Source organism: Nocardia sp. NPDC058480 (assembly GCF_042720495.1).
Lineage (GTDB): Bacteria > Actinomycetota > Actinomycetes > Mycobacteriales > Mycobacteriaceae > Nocardia.
The window spans coordinates 66,665-86,314 of the sequence record NZ_JBHXMN010000015.1 but is presented as its reverse complement, the minus strand read 5'-3'; the positions used below and the strand labels follow the sequence as shown (position 1 = coordinate 86,314).

Here is a 19,650-nt window from a genome sequence, read left to right as displayed (position 1 = left end):
GCTAACCCGCCTCCCCGGGACTCGGGCCAGACCTAGGTGCGTGGTGCTTGCCGCAGGCGAGCAGCGGTCATCTAGCTGGGCCGGTCAGCCCGTGCCCGGTGAGTTACCGATGTACTCGCTTCGGCATGTCGGCCAGAATGCAGGTTCTTCAGAGTCGGTGCGGGTCTTCGGGCTTCGCGTGCGGGTCGAGGTGGTTCATCTGCTTCTGCAGCTGACGGAGATGAGTCTGGGTGCCGGGGGTAGCTTCCCAGCCGGTGATGACGCGGAAGACCAGGACCGCGCCCCATGGGCCGATCACCCACATCGGCCAGAAGTAGGTGAGCTCGCCCGCGGTGAGCGAGATCAGGCCCCAGATGACCAGCACGATCACGCTGACGCCGAGCCAGCTGCCCGCCTCGATGCGCTGCCAGATCGGGAAGCGCGTACCGGACTTGCGTTCGGTGGGCGCCACGGCCTGCTGCTGTTTGGTCAGCGGCGGCAGGTCCGACAGGACGAGGGCGAGGTCGTCGCGCGTGGTGGTCGCGTAGACCTTGGCTACGCGCAGGTCGTATTCGCCCAGGTCGAGCCTGCCGTCGGCCAGATGCGTACCCAGCTGGGCGACGATCGCGTTGCGTTCGGCGTCGGACGCGCGCGTACCCGGGGTGATATCCATGCCGACGTCCTCTCGGTCAACATCCACGGTGGAGTGCTGGTTTCCAGCGTCCACCCTCCACAGTGCGATGTCAACCACTCGCGCTGGCTCAGAGGATGGCGAAAGCCACCACGAGACCCAGCGCGAAGTGCGCGGCGGCGACGAGGAGGACCTCGGGGGTGTAGGCGTCGGCGTGCAGCGTGCGGCCGATATCGATACCGGTGACCTTCTCGATCACCCGCACCGAGATCACCTGCGCGACGATGCCGACCAGGCCGAACACGATCGCCGCGATCAGCCCTTCCGACAGTTTGCCGCTGCCGCCGGTGGCGAATATCGCGAACACGACGATGAACGCCATGCTGATCATTCCGGCCGCCGAGACGATGATCGCGTTCGGCTTGCCCGCGATCACCAGGTCGCGCAGCTTGCCGGGCGTGGTCAGGTCGATGGCGAAGAAGCCGATGAGCATCAGCACGAGGCCGATCAGGCAGTACAGGATGATGGCGCCGACGCCTTCACCGAGCGCACTCCAATAACCCGATTCCAGGGCGAGGGCGGTCATCGTGGTCCTTTCGAACAATGTTGTGAGGTCAGGTGTCAGTCGACGATGCGGTGTGGCACGAACGCCGCGCCGTCATCGGTGATCAGGCCGGCGGTCTCTCGAATACCGAGCCCCGCCGCGGTGTCACCGACGACCCAGGCGCCGAGCACGGGGCGCATCCCGTCGAATTCCGGTAGCGGGTCGAGCAATTGGTAGACGAAACCCTCGGCGCCGTAGACGCCACCGGTCGCGGTCTCCATGCCAGGGCCGACGATGGTCATGTTCGCGCCCTCGCGGCCGAGCTTGGGTTTGCGAATGTATTCGGTGAGCTCGTGCGGGTCGTCGAGGTATGCGGGCAGCAGGTTGGGGTGACCGGGATACATCTCCCACAGGATCGCCAGGATCGCCTTGTTGCTCAGCAGCGTGGTCCACAGCGGTTCGATCCACGCGGTCGCGGGCAGGCTGGCGACGACGCGCTTGCCGAAATCGTCGTCGATGATCCACTCCCACGGATACAACTTGAAGATCGCCTCGATCGGCGCCTCGGCCAGATCGACGAACCGGTTCAGTTCGGTGTCGAACCCGATCTCCTCGATCGGCAGCGCGACCGTGTCGAAACCGGCTTCGGCCGCCGTCTCCTGCATGTAGGCAGTCGTGACGTTGTCCTCGCCGGTCGCGTCGGCGCCCGACCAGGTGAAGTGCAGTTCGGTACCGGGCAACACGTCGCGCAGTTCGGTCCAGCGCTCCACCAGTTTCTCGTGCAGCGAATTCCATTGGTCGCCACCGGGATACACCTGCTGCAGCCAGTGCCACTGGATGATCCCGGCCTCGAGCAACGAGGTGGGGGTGTCGGCGTTGTATTCCAGCAGCTTGGCCGGGCGCCGCGCGTCGTAGCGCAGGTCGAAGCGGCCGTACACGTAAGGGTCACTGCGACGCCAGGATTCGGCGATCGGGCCCCAAGTCCATTCCGGCAGACCGAAATCGGCGAAGCGCTCGGTGAGTACCACGTGTTCGACCGCGTGCAGGCACATCGACTGCAGCAGTTCCACATCGGCTTCCAGCGCGAGGATCTCGTCCATCGAGAACTCGTAGTGCACCGACTCGTCCCAGTACGGCCGCGGCTGACCGCTGGCATCGCGCCCCGGCGCGCCGTAGACGAGACCTTGCTTCTCGACGATCTGCTGCCAGTCCTGGCGTGGTGTGCTCGTGTTGCGCCGCATCTACGACCCACTCCCCCCGGTCGACTTGCTGCCGAGTCCGCCGCGCTGCACCGTGGTGCCGCTCTTGGTCGTGATCTGGGCATTGCGCGGTTTCACCGAGGTGCCGCCCGTCGGTGGCTTGCCGATCGTCGGTGTGCCGCCGTAGTGGTAGCGGTACTGCGGCCAGCCCAGAATCAGCAGCCCGCCGCCGTGGCCACCGGAGCTGTCACTGCGGAAATTGGTCTTGCCGTCGCCGCAGTTCTCATCGGGGACAACGACTTCCTGCCCGTTCTCGTCGATCCGCACGCACGAGGCCGTCACCTGTTCGGGCGCGGTGATCGCTCGGTAGGCGAGGTAGCCACCACCGACGAGCGCGGCCACGCCGACGATGGCGACACCGCCGATCATCACGCGTTTGCGGTTGCGCCGCTTCTCCTCTGCCGCCGCGGCCGCCTGCCGCTCGGCCGCGTCTGCTTGCTTGCGGGCCTTGTCTCTGGCACGCGCTTCGCCGACGGTCGGCGGACGCGGCTGGGTGACGCCGGGTTCCTGCCTGGCCATCCGACCGGGACGCGGCGGTTCGACGGGATGCCCGCCCGCGCCGAAAACAGGCGGCGTCGACCCTGCGTTCGGGTCGGGCGGTGTCGAACTCGCCTCCGGTGCCGACCATCCCGCGCCGGGATCGGGTGGCGTCCACGGAGACCTGCCGGGCTCGCCGTTCGAGGGTTGGTCCGGTCGATCGGGCGGTCCAGGGTTCTGTGTGCTCACCGCTGCCGCCCCCTTGCCCCCGAAGTCACCACTAGCGCTCCTCGAATCCCGTCATGTCGCCCCGCGCGGGCTCCCAGCTTTCCACAACCAGGTCTACCCGCCCGGGAGCCGGCCCGGACAGAGCATGTCTCACGTGCCCGACGGGTTGCGAACTATCGGGCGCTTCGCCGGACCGTAGCAGTTCCAGCAATTTCTCGCCCGCCGTTCGTGGCCCTTCGGCGACAACATGGACGCGACCGTCGCGGTGGTTGCGCGCGTAACCGACCAGCCCGAGTTCCAGTGCGCGCGAGCGCGTCCACCACCGAAACCCCACGCCCTGCACGTATCCGTGCACCCACGCACTCAGCCGAACCGGCTCCGAACTCATGCGTCGATGTTGAAAGTCAGCGTCACTTTCGTGCCCGCTTTGAGCGTGCGACCCACGGTGCACACCTTGTCGACGGCGCGCTGCACGGTGACCAGTAGTCGTTCGCGGGCGGCCTCGTCGAGTTCGGACAGGTCCAGTTCGAGTACCTCGTCGAGCTGCGGGTAGAGCTCGTTCTCGCGGTCGGCATCACCGGAGACGCGGATGGTGGCGTCGAACTCGTCGCCGAGGCGACGCGACAACGGCAGATCCGAACTGAGCCCGGTGCAACCGGCGAGCGCGATCTTGAGCAGCTCACCGGGTGTGAAGGCGCCGGGAACACCCTGGGAGGCGATCAGAACCTCCGCGCCGCGGTTACTGCGCCCGGTGTAGGCACGGGTTCCGGTGCGCTCGACCCACAGTTCGGTGGGCGCGTTGTTCACGGGTGCAGTCTGCTCAGCCATGCCTTGATCCTGCCATTCGCTCGAAGACGATCCACGCCTGGGAACGCCCCCGCCGCCCCCGGCATTCCGAGCACGTGACCCGGCGCACGCTCACTCCTGGAAGCGATAGCCCATCCCCGCCTCGGTGAGCAGGTGGCGCGGGTTCGCCGGATCGTCCTCGAGTTTGCGCCGCAACTGCGCGAGGTAGACGCGCAGGTAGTGGGTCTCAGTGGCATAGGCCGGACCCCATACCTCGCGCAATAATTCCTTGCGCCCCACCAGTTTTCCGCGATTGCGCACCAGCATCTCGAGCATTCCCCACTCGGTGGGTGTGAGGTGCACGGCCACGCCCTGCTTGGTGACCTTCTTCGCGGCCAGGTCGACGGTGAACGAATCGGTCACCACCACCGGGTCGTCGCTCCCGGCATCGGCGGCCCCACGCCGAACCGCCGCACGCAACCGGGCCAGCAACTCGTCCATCCCGAACGGCTTGGTGACGTAGTCGTCGGCCCCCGCGTCGAGCGCCTCGACCTTGTCGGCGGAGTCGGTGCGCGCCGAGAGCACGAGCACCGGCGCGCTACTCCAGCCACGCAGCCCCGCGAGCACCTCGATGCCATCCATATCGGGCAGCCCGAGATCGAGAATCACCACGTCGGGATGCTTCTCGGCGGCGGCACGCAACGCCGCGGCACCATTGCCCGCGGTGATCACCTCGTAGCCACGCACCGACAGATTGATCCGCAACGCCCGCACGATCTGCGGCTCGTCATCGACCACCAGAACTTTCACAGTTCCGCCACTGCGCGTATTCCGGTCGGACTCAGGTGGGACGGCCGTCGTGCGGGCGGGCGCCGGTTTCGGCGTAGCGGTGGGTTCGCCGGTCCCGCCGGAGTTACCCATGTGCTCACTTGTCGGCATCGTTGTTTCCTGTGAAGGGGGAGGGCAGGTCGACCAGCATGGTCAGACCGCCGCCCGGTGTGGGTTCGGCGTGGACGGTACCGCCCATCGCCTCGACGAAACCGCGCACGACCGAGAGGCCGAGCCCGACGCCGGTGGTGTTGTCCCGGTCGCCGAGGCGCTGAAACGGCTCGAACAGGTCCTCCTCGGTGCCCGCGGGAACGCCGCGTCCGGTGTCGACGACCGCGATCGACACCCGGTCGCCAACGTGTTCGGCGGTGACACGAACGGGTGTGTCACGACCGGAGTGGTGCAGGGCGTTGTCGAGCAGGTTCGCCAGCACGCGTTCGAGAAGACCGCTGTCGGCGAGTACCGAAACCTCGCCGACCTCGACTTTCACCCGGTCCATCGCCGCGCGCCGCAATCCCCGCGCACCCATCCCGACGCTCACCAGCGCGCGGTGCACCGCCTCGTCCATGTAGACCTGCCGCAACTGCGGGCTCACCACACCGACGGCCAGGCGCGACGAATCGAGTAGGTTGCCGACCAGCGCGGTCAGCTGGTCGACCGATTCCTCGATCGCTTCGAGCAGTTCGCCGGTGTCCTCGGCGGAGAACTCCACATCGTCGCTGCGCAGACTCGACACGGCGGCCTTGGCACCGGCCAACGGCGTGCGCAGGTCGTGGCTGACTGCCGAGAGCAGCGCCCGGCGCAACCGATCGGCCTCCAGCAAAGCCGCCGCGGCACTGGCTTCTTCGGCGAGTCGTTCCTGCCGGACCAGCCCGGCGGCTTGATTGGCCACCGCGTTGAGCACCGGCCGCTCCCCCGGGTCGAGTGGGTGCCCGGCCAGCAACAGCAGGCTCGTCGCATCGCCTGCTTCGATGGCCGTCTCGGCATCGCCGGAACGGCGCGGTGGATCCGTACCGACCTCGGCGACCACCACGTCACCGCACAGCATGCTCACCGCCCGCTGGCCATAGGCCTCCCGCACCTGTTCCAGCAGATTGGGCAGGTCGGCGCCGTGCAGCACCGCACCGGCGAACAGGGTGAGCAGCTCGGCTTCACGGGATGCCTTGCGCGCCTGCCTGGTTCGCTTCGCCGCGACATCCACCAGCGCGGCGACCGCGACCGCCACGATCAGCAGCACCACCACGGTGACGAAGTTGTCCGGTTCGGCGATGGTGAGGCTGTAGCGCGGTGAGGTGAAGAACCAGTTCAGCAACAGCCCTGACAGCAGCGCCGACACCGAGGCGGGCACGACACCGCCGAGCAGCGCGACCGCGACGACACCGACGAAGAACATCGCGCTGAGCCCGCCGAGTTCGAGGAATCCGTCGAGCGTCGCCCAGCAGACCACGCTCACCAGCACCGGCACCAGCAGTGCGGCGATCCAGGCGAACAGCGGCTGACGGACGCGCAGCGGGTTGCGGCGCACACCCTGGTTGGCCTGCTCATGGGTCACCATGTGGACGTCGATCTTGCCCGAACGCTGCACCACCGTCGACCCGATGCCCTCGTCGAGCATCCGCGCCCACCGCGACCGTCGCGAGGTCCCCAGCACCAACTGCGTCGCGTTGACCTCCCGCGCGAATTCCAGCAGCGCGCCGGGCACATCGTCGCCGGTCACGGTATGTAGCGAGGCACCGAGCCCGGCCGCGAGTTCACGCAGCCGAACCATCCGCTGCGTCGACACACCGGCAAGCCCGTCACCACGCACCACGTGCACGACCACGAGATCGGCGCTGGACTTGGACGCGATCCGCCCCGCCCGGCGCACGACCGTCTCCGATTCCGCCCCGCCGGTGACCGCGACGACGACCCGTTCGCGCGCCTCCCACAGCTCGGTGATCTTGTGGTCGGCCCGGTACTTGGCGAGCGCGGCGTCGACCTGATCGGCCAGCCAGAGCAGCGCGAGTTCCCGGAGCGCGGTGAGATTTCCGGGCCGGAAGTAGTTACGCAGCGCGGCATCCACCTTGTCCGCCGCGTACACATTTCCGTGTGACAGCCTGCGCCGCAATGCTTCCGGTGTGAGATCGACCAGCTCCACCTGATCGGCCGCGCGCACCACCGCATCGGGCACCGTCTCGCGCTGCTCGATCCCGGTGATCTGGGCGACCACATCGTTGAGGCTCTCGAGGTGCTGCACGTTCACCGTCGAGATGACATCGATACCAGCGTCGAGGAGCTGTTCGATGTCCTGCCAGCGCTTTTCGTGCACGCTCCCCGGCGCGTTGGTGTGCGCGAGCTCGTCGACGAGCACCACGGCGGGCTTGCGCGCGAGCACCGCGTCGACGTCGAGTTCGGGCAACTCGGTCCCCCGATACCCGACCAGCTTCGTCGGGATCCGTTCGATGCCATCGAGCAGTTGCGCGGTCTTCGCGCGACCGTGCGTCTCCACCAGCGCGGCCACCACATCACGGCCGCGCTCGAGCCGCCGGTGCGCTTCGCCGAGCATGGCGTAGGTCTTGCCAACGCCCGGCGCCGCACCGAGATAGATGCGCAGTTGTCCGCGTTTCACCTGCCCATCATCGCGTGTCGACGAGCCTCGCCTGTAGGGCGCACCGGCAACACGCCGACCGTCACCATCGGCGTGTGCGAGGTGTTCAGCCGACCGAGCACCCGGATCAGCAGCAACGATCCGACAAAACCGAAGATCACCGCAAGGGTCACTACCGACACCGCGATCTCACTTTCCGTGCACAGGGGAACCGGCGGCCGTTCGCCGACCGGTGCCCACTTTCTACCGCGCGAACAAACGCCTGATCTCGATCTTTACGGTGTGTTGACGGCTATCGGGCCCGCTTTGACGGCATCCTCACACCCGTCACGCACCCGTCGCGTCAACATTCCGCAAAGGCATGGCCGCCGGGCGCTAAGGAGTCGTAAGGAAGCCACGCCGAGCCGCGATCCGGCGTTTCACTCACCTAGGTGCTCCACGTCGGAGCACAAGGAGGTTGGAAATGTCTGTCGTGGTGTTCACGGTGCTCACCGTGGCGATCTTCGCGCTGCTGGGCTTGATCCAGCGAGGGGTGGAGAAGCTGTGATCGCGAACCTTGTCGGTCTCGCACTGGCTGCCGGAGTCGCCGTCTTCATGATCGCGGCGCTGCTTTTCCCCGAGAGGTTCTAGGTGAACACGACTACTGCGGGGATCGTCTTCGTGGCGGCCCTGGTTCTCGCGCTGGCCCTGGTGCATGTACCGCTGGGCGACTACATGTACCGGGTCTACAGCAGCGACAAGCACTCCCGCGTCGAGCGGCTGATCTTCCGCGCCATCGGCGCGAAGCCCGAGGTCGAGCAGACCTGGCCCGTCTACGCCCGCAGCGTGCTGGCGTTCTCGGCGGTCAGCGTGCTGTTGCTGTTCTTCTTCCAGCTGGTCCAGGGCGCACTGCCACTGCACCTCAACGACCCCGGCACCGAGATGACCCCCGCGCTCGCGTGGAACACCGCGGTCAGCTTCGTCACCAACACCAACTGGCAGAACTACTCCGGTGAGTCCACCCAGGGTCACCTGGTGCAGATGGCCGGTCTCGCGGTACAGAACTTCGTCTCCGCGGCCGTCGGCATGGCGGTGGCGGTAGCCCTGGTGCGCGGCTTCGCCCGCCGCCACACCGGCGACCTCGGCAACTTCTGGGTCGACCTGGTGCGCGGCACCCTGCGCATTCTGCTGCCGCTGGCGTTCGTTTTCGCGATCGTGCTGGTCGCGGGCGGCGTCATCCAGAACTTCCACCTCCACGATCAGGTCGCGCAGACCATCGGCGGCGCCGAACAGACGATCACCGGCGGTCCGGTGGCGAGCCAGGAGGTCATCAAGGAACTCGGCACCAACGGCGGCGGCTTCTACAACGCGAACTCTTCGCACCCGTTCGAGAACCCGAACACCTGGACGAACTTCATCGAGATCTTCCTGCTGATGGTGATCGCGTTCTCGCTGCCGCGCACCTTCGGCCGGATGGTCGGCTCCACCAAGCAGGGCTACGCGATCGTGGCGGTGATGGGCACGATCGCCCTGGCCAGCATCTCGCTGACCAATCTGTTCCAGCTCCAGCACCACGGCACGGTCCCGACCGCGATCGGTGCGTCGATGGAGGGCGTGGAAACCCGCTTCGGCGTTGCCGATTCGGCCACCTTCGCCGGCGCGACCACCCTCACCTCGACGGGCGCGGTGAACTCGTTCCACGATTCCTACACCAGCCTCGGCGGCATGATGACGATGTTCAACATGCAGCTCGGCGAGGTGGCGCCCGGTGGGGTCGGCTCCGGTCTCTACGGCATGTTGATCCTGGCCGTGATCACGGTGTTCGTCGCGGGCCTGATGGTCGGGCGCACCCCGGAATATCTCGGCAAGAAGATCACCCCGCGCGAAATCAAGCTGGCGGCAACGTATTTCCTGGTGAGCCCGCTGATCGTGCTGGTCGGCACCGCGGTGGCCATGGCCTTACCGGGACAACGAGCGAGCATGCTCAACGGCGGCCCGCACGGCATGTCGGAGGTGCTCTACGCCTTCACCTCCGCGGCCAACAACAACGGTTCCGCCTTCGCCGGTCTCACCGGCAACACCGAGTGGTACAACACCGCCCTCGGCCTCGCGATGCTGTTCGGCCGATTCCTGCCGATCATCATCGTGCTGGCACTGGCGGGTTCGCTGGCCCAGCAGGGCACCACTCCCGCGTCGATCGGCACACTGCCGACGCACCGGCCGCAGTTCGTCGGCATGGTCGTCGGCACCACGGTGATCCTGGTCGCGCTCACCTTCCTGCCCGCTCTCGCACTCGGGCCGCTCGCCGAAGGAATTCACTGAAATGACCACTCCCACACTAGAAACCGCACCGCGGCCCGAACACCGAAGCAAGGGCGTGCAACGCGGCGTCCTCGACCCGAAATTGCTGCTCACCTCCCTTCCCGACGCCGTGCGCAAGCTCGATCCGCGCACGCTGTGGAAGAACCCGGTGATGCTGATCGTCGAGATCGGCGCCGTGTGGTCGACCATCCTCGCCATCGCCGACCCGAGCTTCTTCGCCTGGGCGATCGTGGTGTGGCTCTGGCTCACCGTCGTTTTCGCGAACCTGGCCGAAGCCGTCGCGGAAGGGCGCGGCAAGGCGCAGGCCGACTCGCTGCGCAAAGCCAAGACCGACACCATCGCCCGGCGCCTGGCCGACTGGGCACCGGGTGGGCGCATCGTCGAGGAACGCGTCGCCGCCCCCGAGCTGCGTCGCGGCGACTACGTCGTCGTCGAAGCGGGCCAGATCATCCCCGGCGACGGTGACGTCGTCGAAGGCATCGCCTCGGTGGACGAATCGGCCATCACCGGTGAGTCCGCGCCCGTGATCCGGGAATCCGGCGGCGACCGCTCGGCCGTCACCGGTGGCACCACGGTGCTCTCGGACCGGATCGTCGTGCGGATCACCCAGGAACCCGGCGCCAGCTTCATCGACAAGATGATCGCGCTCGTCGAGGGTGCGAGCAGGCAGAAGACACCGAACGAGATCGCGCTCAATATCCTGCTGGCCGCGCTCACGATCATCTTCGTGTTCGCGGTGACCACCCTGCAGCCGCTGGCCATCTTCGCCAAGTCGAACAACCCCGGCGTGCCGGATACCTCGGCACTGGACGCGCACGGCATCACCGGCATCGTGATGGTCTCGCTGCTGGTCTGCCTCATTCCGACCACCATCGGCGCGCTGCTCTCGGCCATCGGCATCGCGGGCATGGACCGCCTCGTGCAGCGCAATGTGCTGGCGATGTCGGGTCGTGCGGTGGAAGCCGCGGGCGATGTGAACACCCTGCTGCTCGACAAGACCGGCACCATCACCCTCGGCAACCGGCAGGCCGCCGAGTTCATCCCGGTGCCGGGCGTGCTCGACGACGAACTGGCCGACGCGGCACAGCTGTCGAGTCTTGCCGACGAAACACCGGAGGGCCGCTCGATCGTCGTGTTCGCCAAGGAGGTGTTCAACAAGCGCGAACGCAGCGCGGGTGAACTGCCGGGCGCGACCTGGGTGGAGTTCACCGCACAGACCCGCATGTCGGGCGTCGACCTCGCCGACGGGCACCAGCTGCGCAAGGGGGCAGCCGGTGCCGTGACGGAATGGGTTCGCGCCCAGGGCGGTTCGATCCCCGAGCAGGCCGCGGTGATCGTCGACGGCATCTCCGCCTCCGGTGGCACGCCGCTGGTGGTCGGTGAGGTCAAGGACGGCACCCCGCGCCTTGTCGGTGTCATCCACCTCAAAGACGTTGTCAAGCAAGGCATGCGGGAACGCTTCGACGAGATGCGCCGCATGGGCATCCGCACCGTGATGATCACCGGCGACAATCCGCTGACCGCCAAGGCGATCGCCGACGAGGCGGGTGTGGACGACTTCCTCGCCGAAGCCACACCGGAGGACAAGCTCGCCCTGATCAAGTCCGAACAGGACGGCGGCCGCCTCGTAGCGATGACCGGCGACGGCACCAACGACGCCCCCGCGCTCGCGCAGGCCGACGTGGGTGTGGCCATGAACACCGGCACCTCGGCCGCCAAAGAGGCGGGCAACATGGTCGATCTGGACTCGGACCCGACCAAGTTGATCGAGATCGTCGAGATCGGCAAGCAGTTGCTGATCACCCGTGGCGCGCTCACCACGTTCTCCATCGCCAACGACATCGCCAAGTACTTCGCGATCATTCCCGCGCTGTTCGTGGTGCTGTTCCCCGGCCTGGACGCGCTGAACATCATGCGCCTGGCCAGTCCGCAGTCGGCGATCCTGTCCGCGGTCATCTTCAACGCGATCATCATCGTGGCGCTCATTCCGCTGGCGCTACGCGGCGTCAACTACCGGGCGAGCAATGCCTCGAAACTGTTGAGCCGCAACCTGACGATCTACGGCCTCGGCGGCATCATCGCCCCGTTCGTCGGCATCAAGATCATCGACCTGTTCGTCCAACTCCTCCCCGGGATGTCCTGAAATGCGTATGTCAACCTGGATCCGCCAGCACCTGGCCGCCCTGCGCGCCCTGCTGGTGCTGACCGCGATCACCGGAATCGTGTATCCCGTCGCCGTCTTCGCGATCGCCCAGCTGCCGGGGCTCAGCGAGCGAGCCGATGGGTCGCTCATCGAGCGGGACGGAAAAGTGGTGGGCTCCAGCCTGATCGGGCAGTCGTTCACCGACGCCGACGGCAACGCCATGGCGCAGTACTTCCAGAGCCGCCCGTCGGCCGCGGGCGACGGCTACGACCCGCTGTCCACCGCCGCGAGCAATCTCGGCCCGGAAGACATCGTCGACACCGCCGACCGCACCAGCCTGCTCACCACGGTGTGCACCCGCTCGAAGGAGGTCGGCGACCGTGAGGGGGTCGACGGCACCCGGCAGTTCTGCACGAAAGACGGCGTGGGCGCGGTGCTCTCGGTGATCGGTCCGCGTGATGCCGACGGCGATGTGTCGCAGCCGGTGCAGGTGGTCAGCGTCAACGAACTGTGCCCCGCGCAGCCGTTCGTGGCCACGTTCCGCGGCGTCGCCGTGGAGTGCGCGAAGGAGGGCGAGGACTACTCCGTCGGCCGGATCATCCCGATCCTCGGTGACGCACCGGCCGAGGCCGCCGTCCCCGCCGACGCGGTGACCGCGAGCGGCAGCGGACTCGACCCGCACATCTCCCCCGAATACGCGACCATCCAGGTCGAGCGGGTGGCGACGGCGCGCGGCATCACCACCACCCAGGTGCGTGAACTGCTCGACGCGCACACCGAGGGGCGCACGCTCGGATTCCTCGGCGAGCCGCGGGTGAACGTCGTCGAACTCAACCTCGACCTCGACGCCCGCTACCCGTTCCCAGGCTGAATACAGCGATCGGGGCCGGATCCACCACGGATCCGGCCCCTTTCGTCATTCTGCGCTAGTCCTCGTCTGTGACCAGAGCCCAACCATCGGGCAGACCGGTCACGGTCACCGCTGACCCACACACCTCGAGATCCACCGTCACCCCATCGCCCAGCCGGAACTCCGACATCCGCACGCACCCCCATGCCGGTGGCACCTGCGGCCGCAACGTCAACGTCTTGGCAGGCACATCGGGATCGAGCCCGAGGAAAGACCGAACCAGCAGCAACGGCGCCGCACTCGCCCATGCCTGCGGCGAACACGACGTCGGATACGGCACGGGTGCGGCGAATCTCGACCGCGGGAAACCACAGAACAGTTCGGGCAATCGACCGTCGAACGCGGCGGCCGCATCGAGCAGACCACCCGACAGCTTCGTGGCCAGTTCCACCGCGCCCGGCACATGCTGGTACCGCATCAACCCGGCGACGGCGATCGCCGTGTCGTGCGGCCAGATCGACCCGCTGTGGTAACTCATCGGGTTGTAAGCGCCCATATCCGACGCCAAGGTGCGCAGCCCGAATCCCGAATCCATCTCTGCCCGAGATAGATTCCGGATGAGGATCTCGGCATGTTCGTCGGTCGCGATGCCCGACCACAGACAGTGCGCGGCGTTGCTGGTCAACGCGTCGACCTGCCGCTTGCGGCCGTCCAACGCCACCGCGTACCACCCGTAGTGGGGTAGCCAGAACTGCTCGGCGAACTTGGTTTGCAACTCGTCGGCCCGCTCCCGCATCCGCACGGCCAGCTCGGGGTCGTCGAACTGGTCGGCCAGTTCCGCGCGGGCCAGGAACGCCGCGTACACATACCCCTGCACCTCGGCCAGCGCGATCGGCGCTTCGGCGATATGCCCTGCGGCGTCGTTGATTCCGTCGAAACTGTCCTTCCACCCCTGATTGATCAGGCCGCGGTCGGTGGCGCGCACGTACTCGACGAAACCGTCGTCGTCACGGTCCCCGAAATCGGTGATCCAGCTGATCGCGGCGTCGGCGGCGGGTAACAGGGTGGCGATCGATCCCGGATCCGCGCCCCACCGTAGACATTCGGCGAGCAGCATCACGAACAGTGGTGTGGCGTCGACGGTTCCGTAGTAGATCTGCCCACCGAGCACCTGCCCGACCGAGGGCCCGCGCCGCATCTCGTGCATGATCCGGCCCGGCTCCTCCTCGACGAGCGGGTCGATCGTCTGGCCCTGCAATTCGGCCAGCTGCTGCAAAGTGCCCAGTGCCAGATCGGTTTCCAGCGGCAGCGACATCCATGCGGTGAGCAGCGAGTCCCGGCCGAACAGCGTCATGAACCACGGCGCGCCCGCCGCGACGAACGGCCGATTGGTGCCCGAATCGGTGTGGATCTGCAAGGCGCCCAGATCGCTTTCGCTGCGGCGCAGGATCTGGTTGAGCAGGCCCGAGTCGGCGGAGATATCGGTGGCGGTGGCCCGCCACGCCTGGATCTTGCGTACCGGCTCACTGGCCCGGTAGCGCTCGCCCACCGAGCCGGAGGTCTGCGGGCGTTGCGCGGCGCCTGCCGGTTGCGCGGTGATCTCGGTTTGCCAGCGCGCACCCGCAGGCACCACCACCCGCCAGATCATGGTGCCGGGCAGCACCATCGGCTCGACGGTCGAGGTGAGCGCGAGCCCACGGGATAGATCCTCGCGGTCGTGCAGCAGCAGTTCGCCGTCGGCGGTTGTCATCTCCGCCCGGCGCCCGTTGGTGCGGCCTTCCTTCACCGCGAACAGGTCGACGAAATCGGCGTCGACATGCAGTTCGAGTACCACCGCCGTCGCCTCGCGGCTCATGTTCTCCAGGGTGATCACCTCGTGCATGCCCTCGGCGACGAGCCGATCGCGCACCACCAGCAAGGTGCTGTCGGCCCGACCCTGCTGCGGAGGCCTGCGCAACACGAACCGTGCCGCGAAGGCCTCCGGACTCAGCACCGACAGCGCCTCGGGCCGTTTGCCGTCGATCATCAGCTCCCAGCGCGAAATCACCCTGGCGTCACGGAAGAACAGGCCCTGCGGCTTGCCCGGCTCGATATCGCCGAGCCGGTCGGACAGGCAGAACGTGCCGCCTTCGACAAGGGTGATGTTGCCGCCGCCGCCACCGAGCCCCGCGGGTTCCCCCGCGTTGAGGGGGCTCGGCGCCGAGGCGCTGTCGGTGCTCATGCGCGCCCGTTGGCTGCCACCCCGACGGGCATCGGCATCGCATACGCGGTGTCGTACCCGATCGTGGTGCGGGCGAGCAGCTCCCGGTACACCTGTTCGTAGCCGCGGCCGAGGGTGTCGGCGCTGAAGTTGTCGACCACGTGTTTGCGGCACAGGGCCGGATCGTAGGTCTGCACTTCGGCGATGGCGGCGGGCAGTTCGGCCGGATCGTCACAGATCCGGCCCGTTACCCCGTCTACCACCACTTCGCTCACCGCACCGCCGCGCAACGCCACCACCGGCGTGCCACAGATCATCGCCTCGATCATCACCATGCCGAACGGCTCCTCCCATCGAATGGGGAACAGCAGACACTTAGCTCCGGAGAGCAGTTTACGCTTGGCGGCCGCGTCGGCGAGACCGAACATCTGATCCTGGTCGGTCATCCGTGGCTGCACGAACTCCTCGAAGTAGGCCTTCTCGGGCGGCTCACTGCACTTGCCCGCCAGGATCAGCGGCATGCCGGCGGCGTGGGCGGCGTCGAGCGCCAGATGCGGGCCCTTGTCGTTGCTGAAACGACCGAGGAACAGCGCGTAGTCCTGCTTCTCGGTCTCGTAGGGCCACTGTTCGGGACACAGTGCGTTGTGGACCCGGCCCGCCCATGGCAGATCGGGGGCCAGCGCGCGCTGACGGTCGCTGATCGCGACGAGCGAGCACTCCTGGCCCAGTTCCTTGTAATAGCGGTAGCAGTCGTCCTGCACCGGGCCGTGCACGGTGACCACCGTCGGCAACCCGAGATTGGCGTAGGCGGGCGCGTTCAGCGGGCCCGCGAAAGTGTGGTCGTGGACCAGATCGATGCCTTCGGTATCGGCCAGCCGCTCGATGGCGCGACGCACCCGCAGCGCGTGCACGATTTCCGGGAACGGGTCGCCCAGCCGTTCGGGCTGGATCCGGTCCCACAGCGGGACGAAATCCGCCTGGGTGCCGTCTACGCCTGCGCCGAACAGGGTGACGTGATGGCCACGCTCACACAGTGAGTCGACCAGATCGGCGACTACGGCCTCGACACCGCCGTAGGCCTTGGGTGGAACATCGAAATACGGTGGAACAACCATGGCGATCCGCAGTGGACCTCCGTGGTGATCGATCGAGTAGAGATCGGACGCGGACAAACCGGTCGGCGACATTGCCGACGTGTCTGTACTCATGACCTTCCTTCCAGGGACGCAACCTCGCAACACTTGCGCGAACAAGAGATGGCCGCCTCGGCGGAGGTGGAGACGAGAGCTTCACCGCCGTCCATGGGGCATGGTTGGCCTGGCCAGACGCAATGCGCACCTTTTCCGGTGCCCGCCTGAACAGAGGGGCCGTCAAGGAACGTACCCCGCTACCGGAGAGTAAACCAGCGTGTTGCTGGAAATGTTCGATATCGATTCTCTACCAGGGCAGGAGATTACGCGGTCAGATACACTCTACGCCGTATAGATTTCAAGATCACCGGGGTCAGGGCCAAGAATCCTTCCGATACCGGGATCAATGAGCCCGGCCATACCGCACGTTTGCCGATCGCAAAATGGGGAACCCAGCGAATCACCGGCGATCTATCCGATAGTCAGGGCGCGCAGTCCGTTCGAACATCCCAATCCACGCAGGCGATGCCACCGAACTCGGCGACGATGAGCCTGCCCTGACCATGGGTGAGATAATCGATGAACTTCGCCGCCAGCGATTCCGCCGGAATTCGACCGCCGGGATAGTCGTTGAAGGCGAACTCGGCAGAGTAGAACGGGTAGGCCTTGGCGCGCATGTTGTCCTTGGTCGCCTCCACTCCGTTGATCTTCACCGATTTGATCGCAGCGTCGCGAACCGCCGACGACTCGAGATAGCCGACCGCGCCGGGGTTGTCGGCGACGACATCGGCCATCGCGGTGGTCGACCGTACTTCGCAATGGACCAGTCGCTGCCGTCCCGCACAGGGTTCGGGCTGATACAGCGGCCGGTTCCAGTCGAGCAAGCGGTGCTCGATGGCGAACCTTGACCCCGATCCGTATTCCCGATCCACCACCACGACAGGCAGATCCGGGCCACCGATCTCGAGCCAGTTGCTGATCTGCCCACGGAACAGTCGCTGAATCTGGTCTGTGGTCAGATCCGCGACCCCGAGGTCCGGGTGAACTACCACCGAGAACGGCGCCACCGCGAACGCACTCTCGGACAGGTCAGGGAAGGTCTTGTGCTTCGGCCCTTCACCGATGGCCACGGTGTTCGGCGCCGACTCCGGCGCATCCAGATCCTCGAGGCCGTCGGTCGTCCCGGTGAAGTCGAACGCGAATTTCGCTCCGGGGCAGTGGTTCTCGAACGATGCCGCGGCCTTGCGGATCATCGGCGCCATCGCGGTCGAGCCGACGAGGTCGAGTGTGCCGGTGGCGCAGTAGTCCGGCAGGGGTTCCGGTCGCACGATGGACGCGACGAGCTGAATCGTGACGACCACGGCGAGGAACAGGCTCAGTCCGAGCAGTGCGCGTGCGGGTCGAATACCGCTGGAATGACTGGGGGTCGCCTCGAACGTGCCGCTCTTGATACTGCCCAGGTGCGTCACCACCTGTTCACCGTCGTGGTCATCCGGTGCGGCCACCGGCCCTTCGAGTACCGCGAGCACCTTGTAATGTTCACCGACTGCGAGATTTTCGGCCGGCAGGAAGATCTCCGAGCCACCGTCGGCTCTGGTGACCGTCTGGATCGCGTCCAGGGTCGCACCGGTATCGACCCGCCCCTGGAGGTTGACGCGCTCGGTGACCTCGATCAGGTGCACCGTGTGCGCGGGGAAAACCAATCTCGGCCGACTCGAGTAGTAATCACCCGCGACGATCTCGGCGGTGCCAGAGTTCTCGATGCGGATCAGGACCACCGACTTGGATGCCGTCCCGTTGTTGTTCGCCTGCGGCGCCCCATTCGGATCGGTGAAGATCTTGCTCGCCGGCGTGTTCATCTGGACCCGATAGCCGAGCCGCTTTCGCTCGATGAACACGAACTGCTGCAGATACGTAGCGACAGCCACGGCGAGGGCGATCAGCGAGAGCACGATCTCGATCGGAAAGTCACTCATCCGGTCCCCCACTCACTCCCCGTACACAGCGAGTCGTTTGTACCAGACGAGAACAGAACCCAGCGACACGGAATCAGTTGTTGGGCACCATTTCACCCACCGGACTCTCCACACCACGCAAGCAGCTCGTCGACCGGCCAGGTGTCGATCACCTTATCGGCGGTGACGCCGTGTGCCAGTGCCCGCTCGCATCCATAACCCTGCCAGGCCAATTGCCCCGGGGCGTGCGCGTCGGTGTCGATGCTGAAGACGCAGTCCATCTCGACGGCCAGCTCGATCAATCGTCCGGGTGGGTCGCGGCGTTCGGGACGACTGTTGATTTCGACGGCGGTGCCGTAGCGGCGGCAGGCCTCGAAGACGAGTTCGGCGTCGAACGACGACTCCGGGCGGGTGCCGCGTGCCCCTTCGACGAGCCTGCCGGTGCAGTGGCCCAGGATGTCGACATTCGGGTTCGCGACGGCGTAGACCATCCGCTTGGTCATGGTGGCGCTGTCGTCGCGCAGGTGTGAATGCACGCTGGCGACAACGACATCCAGGCGTTCGAGGAGATCGGCGCGCTGGTCGAGGGTGCCGTCGTCGAGGATGTCGACCTCGATGCCGGTGAGGATGCGAAACGGTGCCATCTGCTCGTTGAGTTCGGCGATCACGTCGAGTTGGCGCGCCAGCCGGTCGGCGGACAGGCCGTTGGCGACCTTGAGGCGGGGTGAATGGTCTGTCAGCGCACAGTATTCGTGTCCCAGTGCCGCCGCGACGCCCATCATCTCGGCGATCGGACTGCCACCGTCGGACCAGTCCGAATGTGTGTGCAGATCGCCACGCAGCGCACCGCGCAACTCCTCGCCTGCGGGCGCGATCGGCTGTGCGTCCTTGCGGAGCAAGGCCAGGTAGTCGGGAACCTCACCCGCACATGCCTGTTCGATGATGGCTGCCGTTTTCGGTCCGATGCCGGCCAGTTCACGCCAGCTGTGTTCGGCCGCGCGGGTGGCATATTCGCTCGCCGGCAACCCGGCGACGACATCGGCGGCGCGGCGGTAAGCCTTTACCCGGTGCGTTTCGGCACGACCGCGTTCGAGCCAGAACCCGACCTCACGCAGTGCCGCCACCGGACCCGGACTCGCCGCCGATGTCATCGCGACTACTTGATCCGGCCGTACTTGAGGAACGCGACGCCGTCGGCGTACACCCGGCTGGTGATCACCCGAAACCGTTCCGGCGCAGGCAGTTTCGCCCCACCGCCGAACAACGGCCTGCCGGTGCCGAGTACCACCGGGTGCAGCTTCAGGAACACCTGGTCGATCTCGGGCAGCAGCGCCTGCGCCAGTTGACCGCCGCCGCAGAGCCAGATACCCAGTCCGTCTTCGCGTTTGAGTTCACGCACCGCGGCGGCCGGATCCTCGGCGATCAGTTCCACCCCCGGCGCGGGCGCTTCGGGCAGTGTCGTGGACACCACGTATTGGCGGAGGTGCGCATAGGGGCTGGCGGTGCCGGTGCGGACCCCGAAGTCGTGGGTCTTGCGGCCCATGATCACGGTGTCGAAGTAGATGTTGCCCGCCGCGATCCCGCGCGCCTCGCGCACCTTGGTCGGCAGGGTTTCCGGGTACTGCGAGATGATCGCGGGCCCGTGGTCACCGCCTACCGGGAAGAAATCCAGCGTTCCATCCTCGGCGGCGATGAAACCGTCGATTGTCGATGCCACGAAATAGGTCAGCTTGCGCATAACGTCCTCCCTGC

18 protein-coding genes are annotated in these 19,650 nt (G+C 66.7%); 4 read left to right on the top strand and 14 right to left on the bottom strand.

What is annotated here, in order from left to right; translation table 11 throughout:
* Positions 1–148: 148 nt before the first annotated feature.
* The 9 genes from ACFWO8_RS27105 to ACFWO8_RS27065 form a co-directional block, all read right to left on the bottom strand.
* A complete protein-coding gene (locus ACFWO8_RS27105; protein WP_378965250.1) occupies positions 149–652 on the bottom strand; it encodes a DUF1707 domain-containing protein in 504 nt (167 codons plus the stop codon).
* Between the two features lie 88 nt (positions 653–740).
* Positions 741–1,196: a DUF350 domain-containing protein gene (locus ACFWO8_RS27100; protein ID WP_378965247.1), complete on the bottom strand. Its 456-nt coding sequence runs from the start codon at positions 1,194–1,196 to the stop codon at positions 741–743.
* Positions 1,197–1,231: 35 nt separating this feature from the next.
* On the bottom strand, positions 1,232–2,395 hold the full coding sequence (locus ACFWO8_RS27095; protein WP_378965244.1) for a glutathionylspermidine synthase family protein: 1,164 nt from the start codon (positions 2,393–2,395) through the stop codon (positions 1,232–1,234).
* On the bottom strand, positions 2,396–3,139 hold the full coding sequence (locus tag ACFWO8_RS27090) for a hypothetical protein (RefSeq protein ID WP_378965239.1): 744 nt from the start codon (positions 3,137–3,139) through the stop codon (positions 2,396–2,398).
* Between the two features lie 31 nt (positions 3,140–3,170).
* Positions 3,171–3,506: an acylphosphatase gene (locus ACFWO8_RS27085; RefSeq protein WP_378965236.1), complete on the bottom strand. Its 336-nt coding sequence runs from the start codon at positions 3,504–3,506 to the stop codon at positions 3,171–3,173.
* A complete protein-coding gene (locus ACFWO8_RS27080) occupies positions 3,503–3,946 on the bottom strand; it encodes an OsmC family protein (RefSeq protein WP_378626344.1) in 444 nt (147 codons plus the stop codon). Before ACFWO8_RS27080 ends, ACFWO8_RS27085 begins: the two co-directional genes overlap by 4 nt.
* A gap of 90 nt (positions 3,947–4,036) precedes the next feature.
* Positions 4,037–4,843 (bottom strand): response regulator, encoded by an 807-nt coding sequence (locus ACFWO8_RS27075; RefSeq protein WP_378965224.1) that lies wholly within the window; start codon positions 4,841–4,843, stop codon positions 4,037–4,039.
* Positions 4,830–7,340, bottom strand: a complete 2,511-nt coding sequence (locus ACFWO8_RS27070; RefSeq protein WP_378965216.1) for an ATP-binding protein — start codon at positions 7,338–7,340, stop codon at positions 4,830–4,832. Before ACFWO8_RS27070 ends, ACFWO8_RS27075 begins: the two co-directional genes overlap by 14 nt.
* Positions 7,337–7,501, bottom strand: a complete 165-nt coding sequence (locus ACFWO8_RS27065; RefSeq protein ID WP_378965212.1) for a hypothetical protein — start codon at positions 7,499–7,501, stop codon at positions 7,337–7,339. The genes ACFWO8_RS27070 and ACFWO8_RS27065 overlap by 4 nt, the downstream gene beginning before the upstream one ends.
* A 281-nt stretch (positions 7,502–7,782) precedes the next feature.
* Between ACFWO8_RS27065 and ACFWO8_RS27060 the strand changes: the two genes are divergently transcribed.
* The 4 genes from ACFWO8_RS27060 (at position 7,783) to ACFWO8_RS27045 (ending at position 12,634) form a co-directional block, all read left to right on the top strand.
* Positions 7,783–7,866 (top strand): potassium-transporting ATPase, encoded by an 84-nt coding sequence (locus ACFWO8_RS27060; RefSeq protein WP_067449012.1) that lies wholly within the window; start codon positions 7,783–7,785, stop codon positions 7,864–7,866.
* A gap of 83 nt (positions 7,867–7,949) precedes the next feature.
* Positions 7,950–9,620: a potassium-transporting ATPase subunit KdpA gene (gene kdpA / locus ACFWO8_RS27055; protein ID WP_378965210.1), complete on the top strand. Its 1,671-nt coding sequence runs from the start codon at positions 7,950–7,952 to the stop codon at positions 9,618–9,620.
* Between the two features lies 1 nt (position 9,621).
* Positions 9,622–11,763, top strand: coding sequence for a potassium-transporting ATPase subunit KdpB (gene kdpB, locus ACFWO8_RS27050; protein ID WP_378965203.1), 2,142 nt, complete (start codon positions 9,622–9,624; stop codon positions 11,761–11,763).
* Between the two features lies 1 nt (position 11,764).
* Positions 11,765–12,634, top strand: coding sequence for a potassium-transporting ATPase subunit C (locus tag ACFWO8_RS27045; protein WP_378965198.1), 870 nt, complete (start codon positions 11,765–11,767; stop codon positions 12,632–12,634).
* A gap of 55 nt (positions 12,635–12,689) precedes the next feature.
* Here ACFWO8_RS27045 and ACFWO8_RS27040 read toward each other — a convergent pair whose 3' ends face one another.
* The 5 genes from ACFWO8_RS27040 to ACFWO8_RS27020 all read right to left on the bottom strand — a co-directional run bounded on the left by ACFWO8_RS27040 (position 12,690) and on the right by ACFWO8_RS27020 (position 19,636).
* Positions 12,690–14,834: a glycogen debranching N-terminal domain-containing protein gene (locus tag ACFWO8_RS27040; protein ID WP_378965196.1), complete on the bottom strand. Its 2,145-nt coding sequence runs from the start codon at positions 14,832–14,834 to the stop codon at positions 12,690–12,692.
* Positions 14,831–16,000: a glycosyltransferase family 4 protein gene (locus ACFWO8_RS27035; RefSeq protein ID WP_378965518.1), complete on the bottom strand. Its 1,170-nt coding sequence runs from the start codon at positions 15,998–16,000 to the stop codon at positions 14,831–14,833. The genes ACFWO8_RS27040 and ACFWO8_RS27035 overlap by 4 nt, the downstream gene beginning before the upstream one ends.
* A 425-nt stretch (positions 16,001–16,425) precedes the next feature.
* The gene (locus ACFWO8_RS27030) at positions 16,426–17,919 is read right to left on the bottom strand and encodes a substrate-binding domain-containing protein (protein WP_378965193.1); all 1,494 of its coding nucleotides are present in this window, start codon (positions 17,917–17,919) and stop codon (positions 16,426–16,428) included.
* Between the two features lie 92 nt (positions 17,920–18,011).
* Positions 18,012–19,049, bottom strand: a complete 1,038-nt coding sequence (locus ACFWO8_RS27025; RefSeq protein WP_378965190.1) for a PHP domain-containing protein — start codon at positions 19,047–19,049, stop codon at positions 18,012–18,014.
* Positions 19,050–19,054: 5 nt separating this feature from the next.
* Positions 19,055–19,636 (bottom strand): dihydrofolate reductase family protein, encoded by a 582-nt coding sequence (locus tag ACFWO8_RS27020; RefSeq protein WP_378965187.1) that lies wholly within the window; start codon positions 19,634–19,636, stop codon positions 19,055–19,057.
* Positions 19,637–19,650 lie beyond the last annotated feature (14 nt).

Coding starts and splice junctions, on each gene's coding strand:
- ACFWO8_RS27045 (WP_378965198.1), top strand. CDS start 11,765: ATGCGTATGTCAACCTGGATCCGCCAGCACCTGGCCGCCCTGCGCGCC.
- ACFWO8_RS27030 (WP_378965193.1), bottom strand. CDS start 17,919: ATGAGTGACTTTCCGATCGAGATCGTGCTCTCGCTGATCGCCCTCGCC.
- ACFWO8_RS27020 (WP_378965187.1), bottom strand. CDS start 19,636: ATGCGCAAGCTGACCTATTTCGTGGCATCGACAATCGACGGTTTCATC.
- kdpB (WP_378965203.1), top strand. CDS start 9,622: ATGACCACTCCCACACTAGAAACCGCACCGCGGCCCGAACACCGAAGC.
- ACFWO8_RS27085 (WP_378965236.1), bottom strand. CDS start 3,506: ATGAGTTCGGAGCCGGTTCGGCTGAGTGCGTGGGTGCACGGATACGTG.
- ACFWO8_RS27035 (WP_378965518.1), bottom strand. CDS start 16,000: ATGTCGCCGACCGGTTTGTCCGCGTCCGATCTCTACTCGATCGATCAC.
- ACFWO8_RS27040 (WP_378965196.1), bottom strand. CDS start 14,834: ATGAGCACCGACAGCGCCTCGGCGCCGAGCCCCCTCAACGCGGGGGAA.
- ACFWO8_RS27100 (WP_378965247.1), bottom strand. CDS start 1,196: ATGACCGCCCTCGCCCTGGAATCGGGTTATTGGAGTGCGCTCGGTGAA.
- ACFWO8_RS27060 (WP_067449012.1), top strand. CDS start 7,783: ATGTCTGTCGTGGTGTTCACGGTGCTCACCGTGGCGATCTTCGCGCTG.
- ACFWO8_RS27105 (WP_378965250.1), bottom strand. CDS start 652: ATGGATATCACCCCGGGTACGCGCGCGTCCGACGCCGAACGCAACGCG.
- ACFWO8_RS27095 (WP_378965244.1), bottom strand. CDS start 2,395: ATGCGGCGCAACACGAGCACACCACGCCAGGACTGGCAGCAGATCGTC.
- ACFWO8_RS27025 (WP_378965190.1), bottom strand. CDS start 19,049: ATGACATCGGCGGCGAGTCCGGGTCCGGTGGCGGCACTGCGTGAGGTC.
- ACFWO8_RS27075 (WP_378965224.1), bottom strand. CDS start 4,843: ATGCCGACAAGTGAGCACATGGGTAACTCCGGCGGGACCGGCGAACCC.
- ACFWO8_RS27080 (WP_378626344.1), bottom strand. CDS start 3,946: ATGGCTGAGCAGACTGCACCCGTGAACAACGCGCCCACCGAACTGTGG.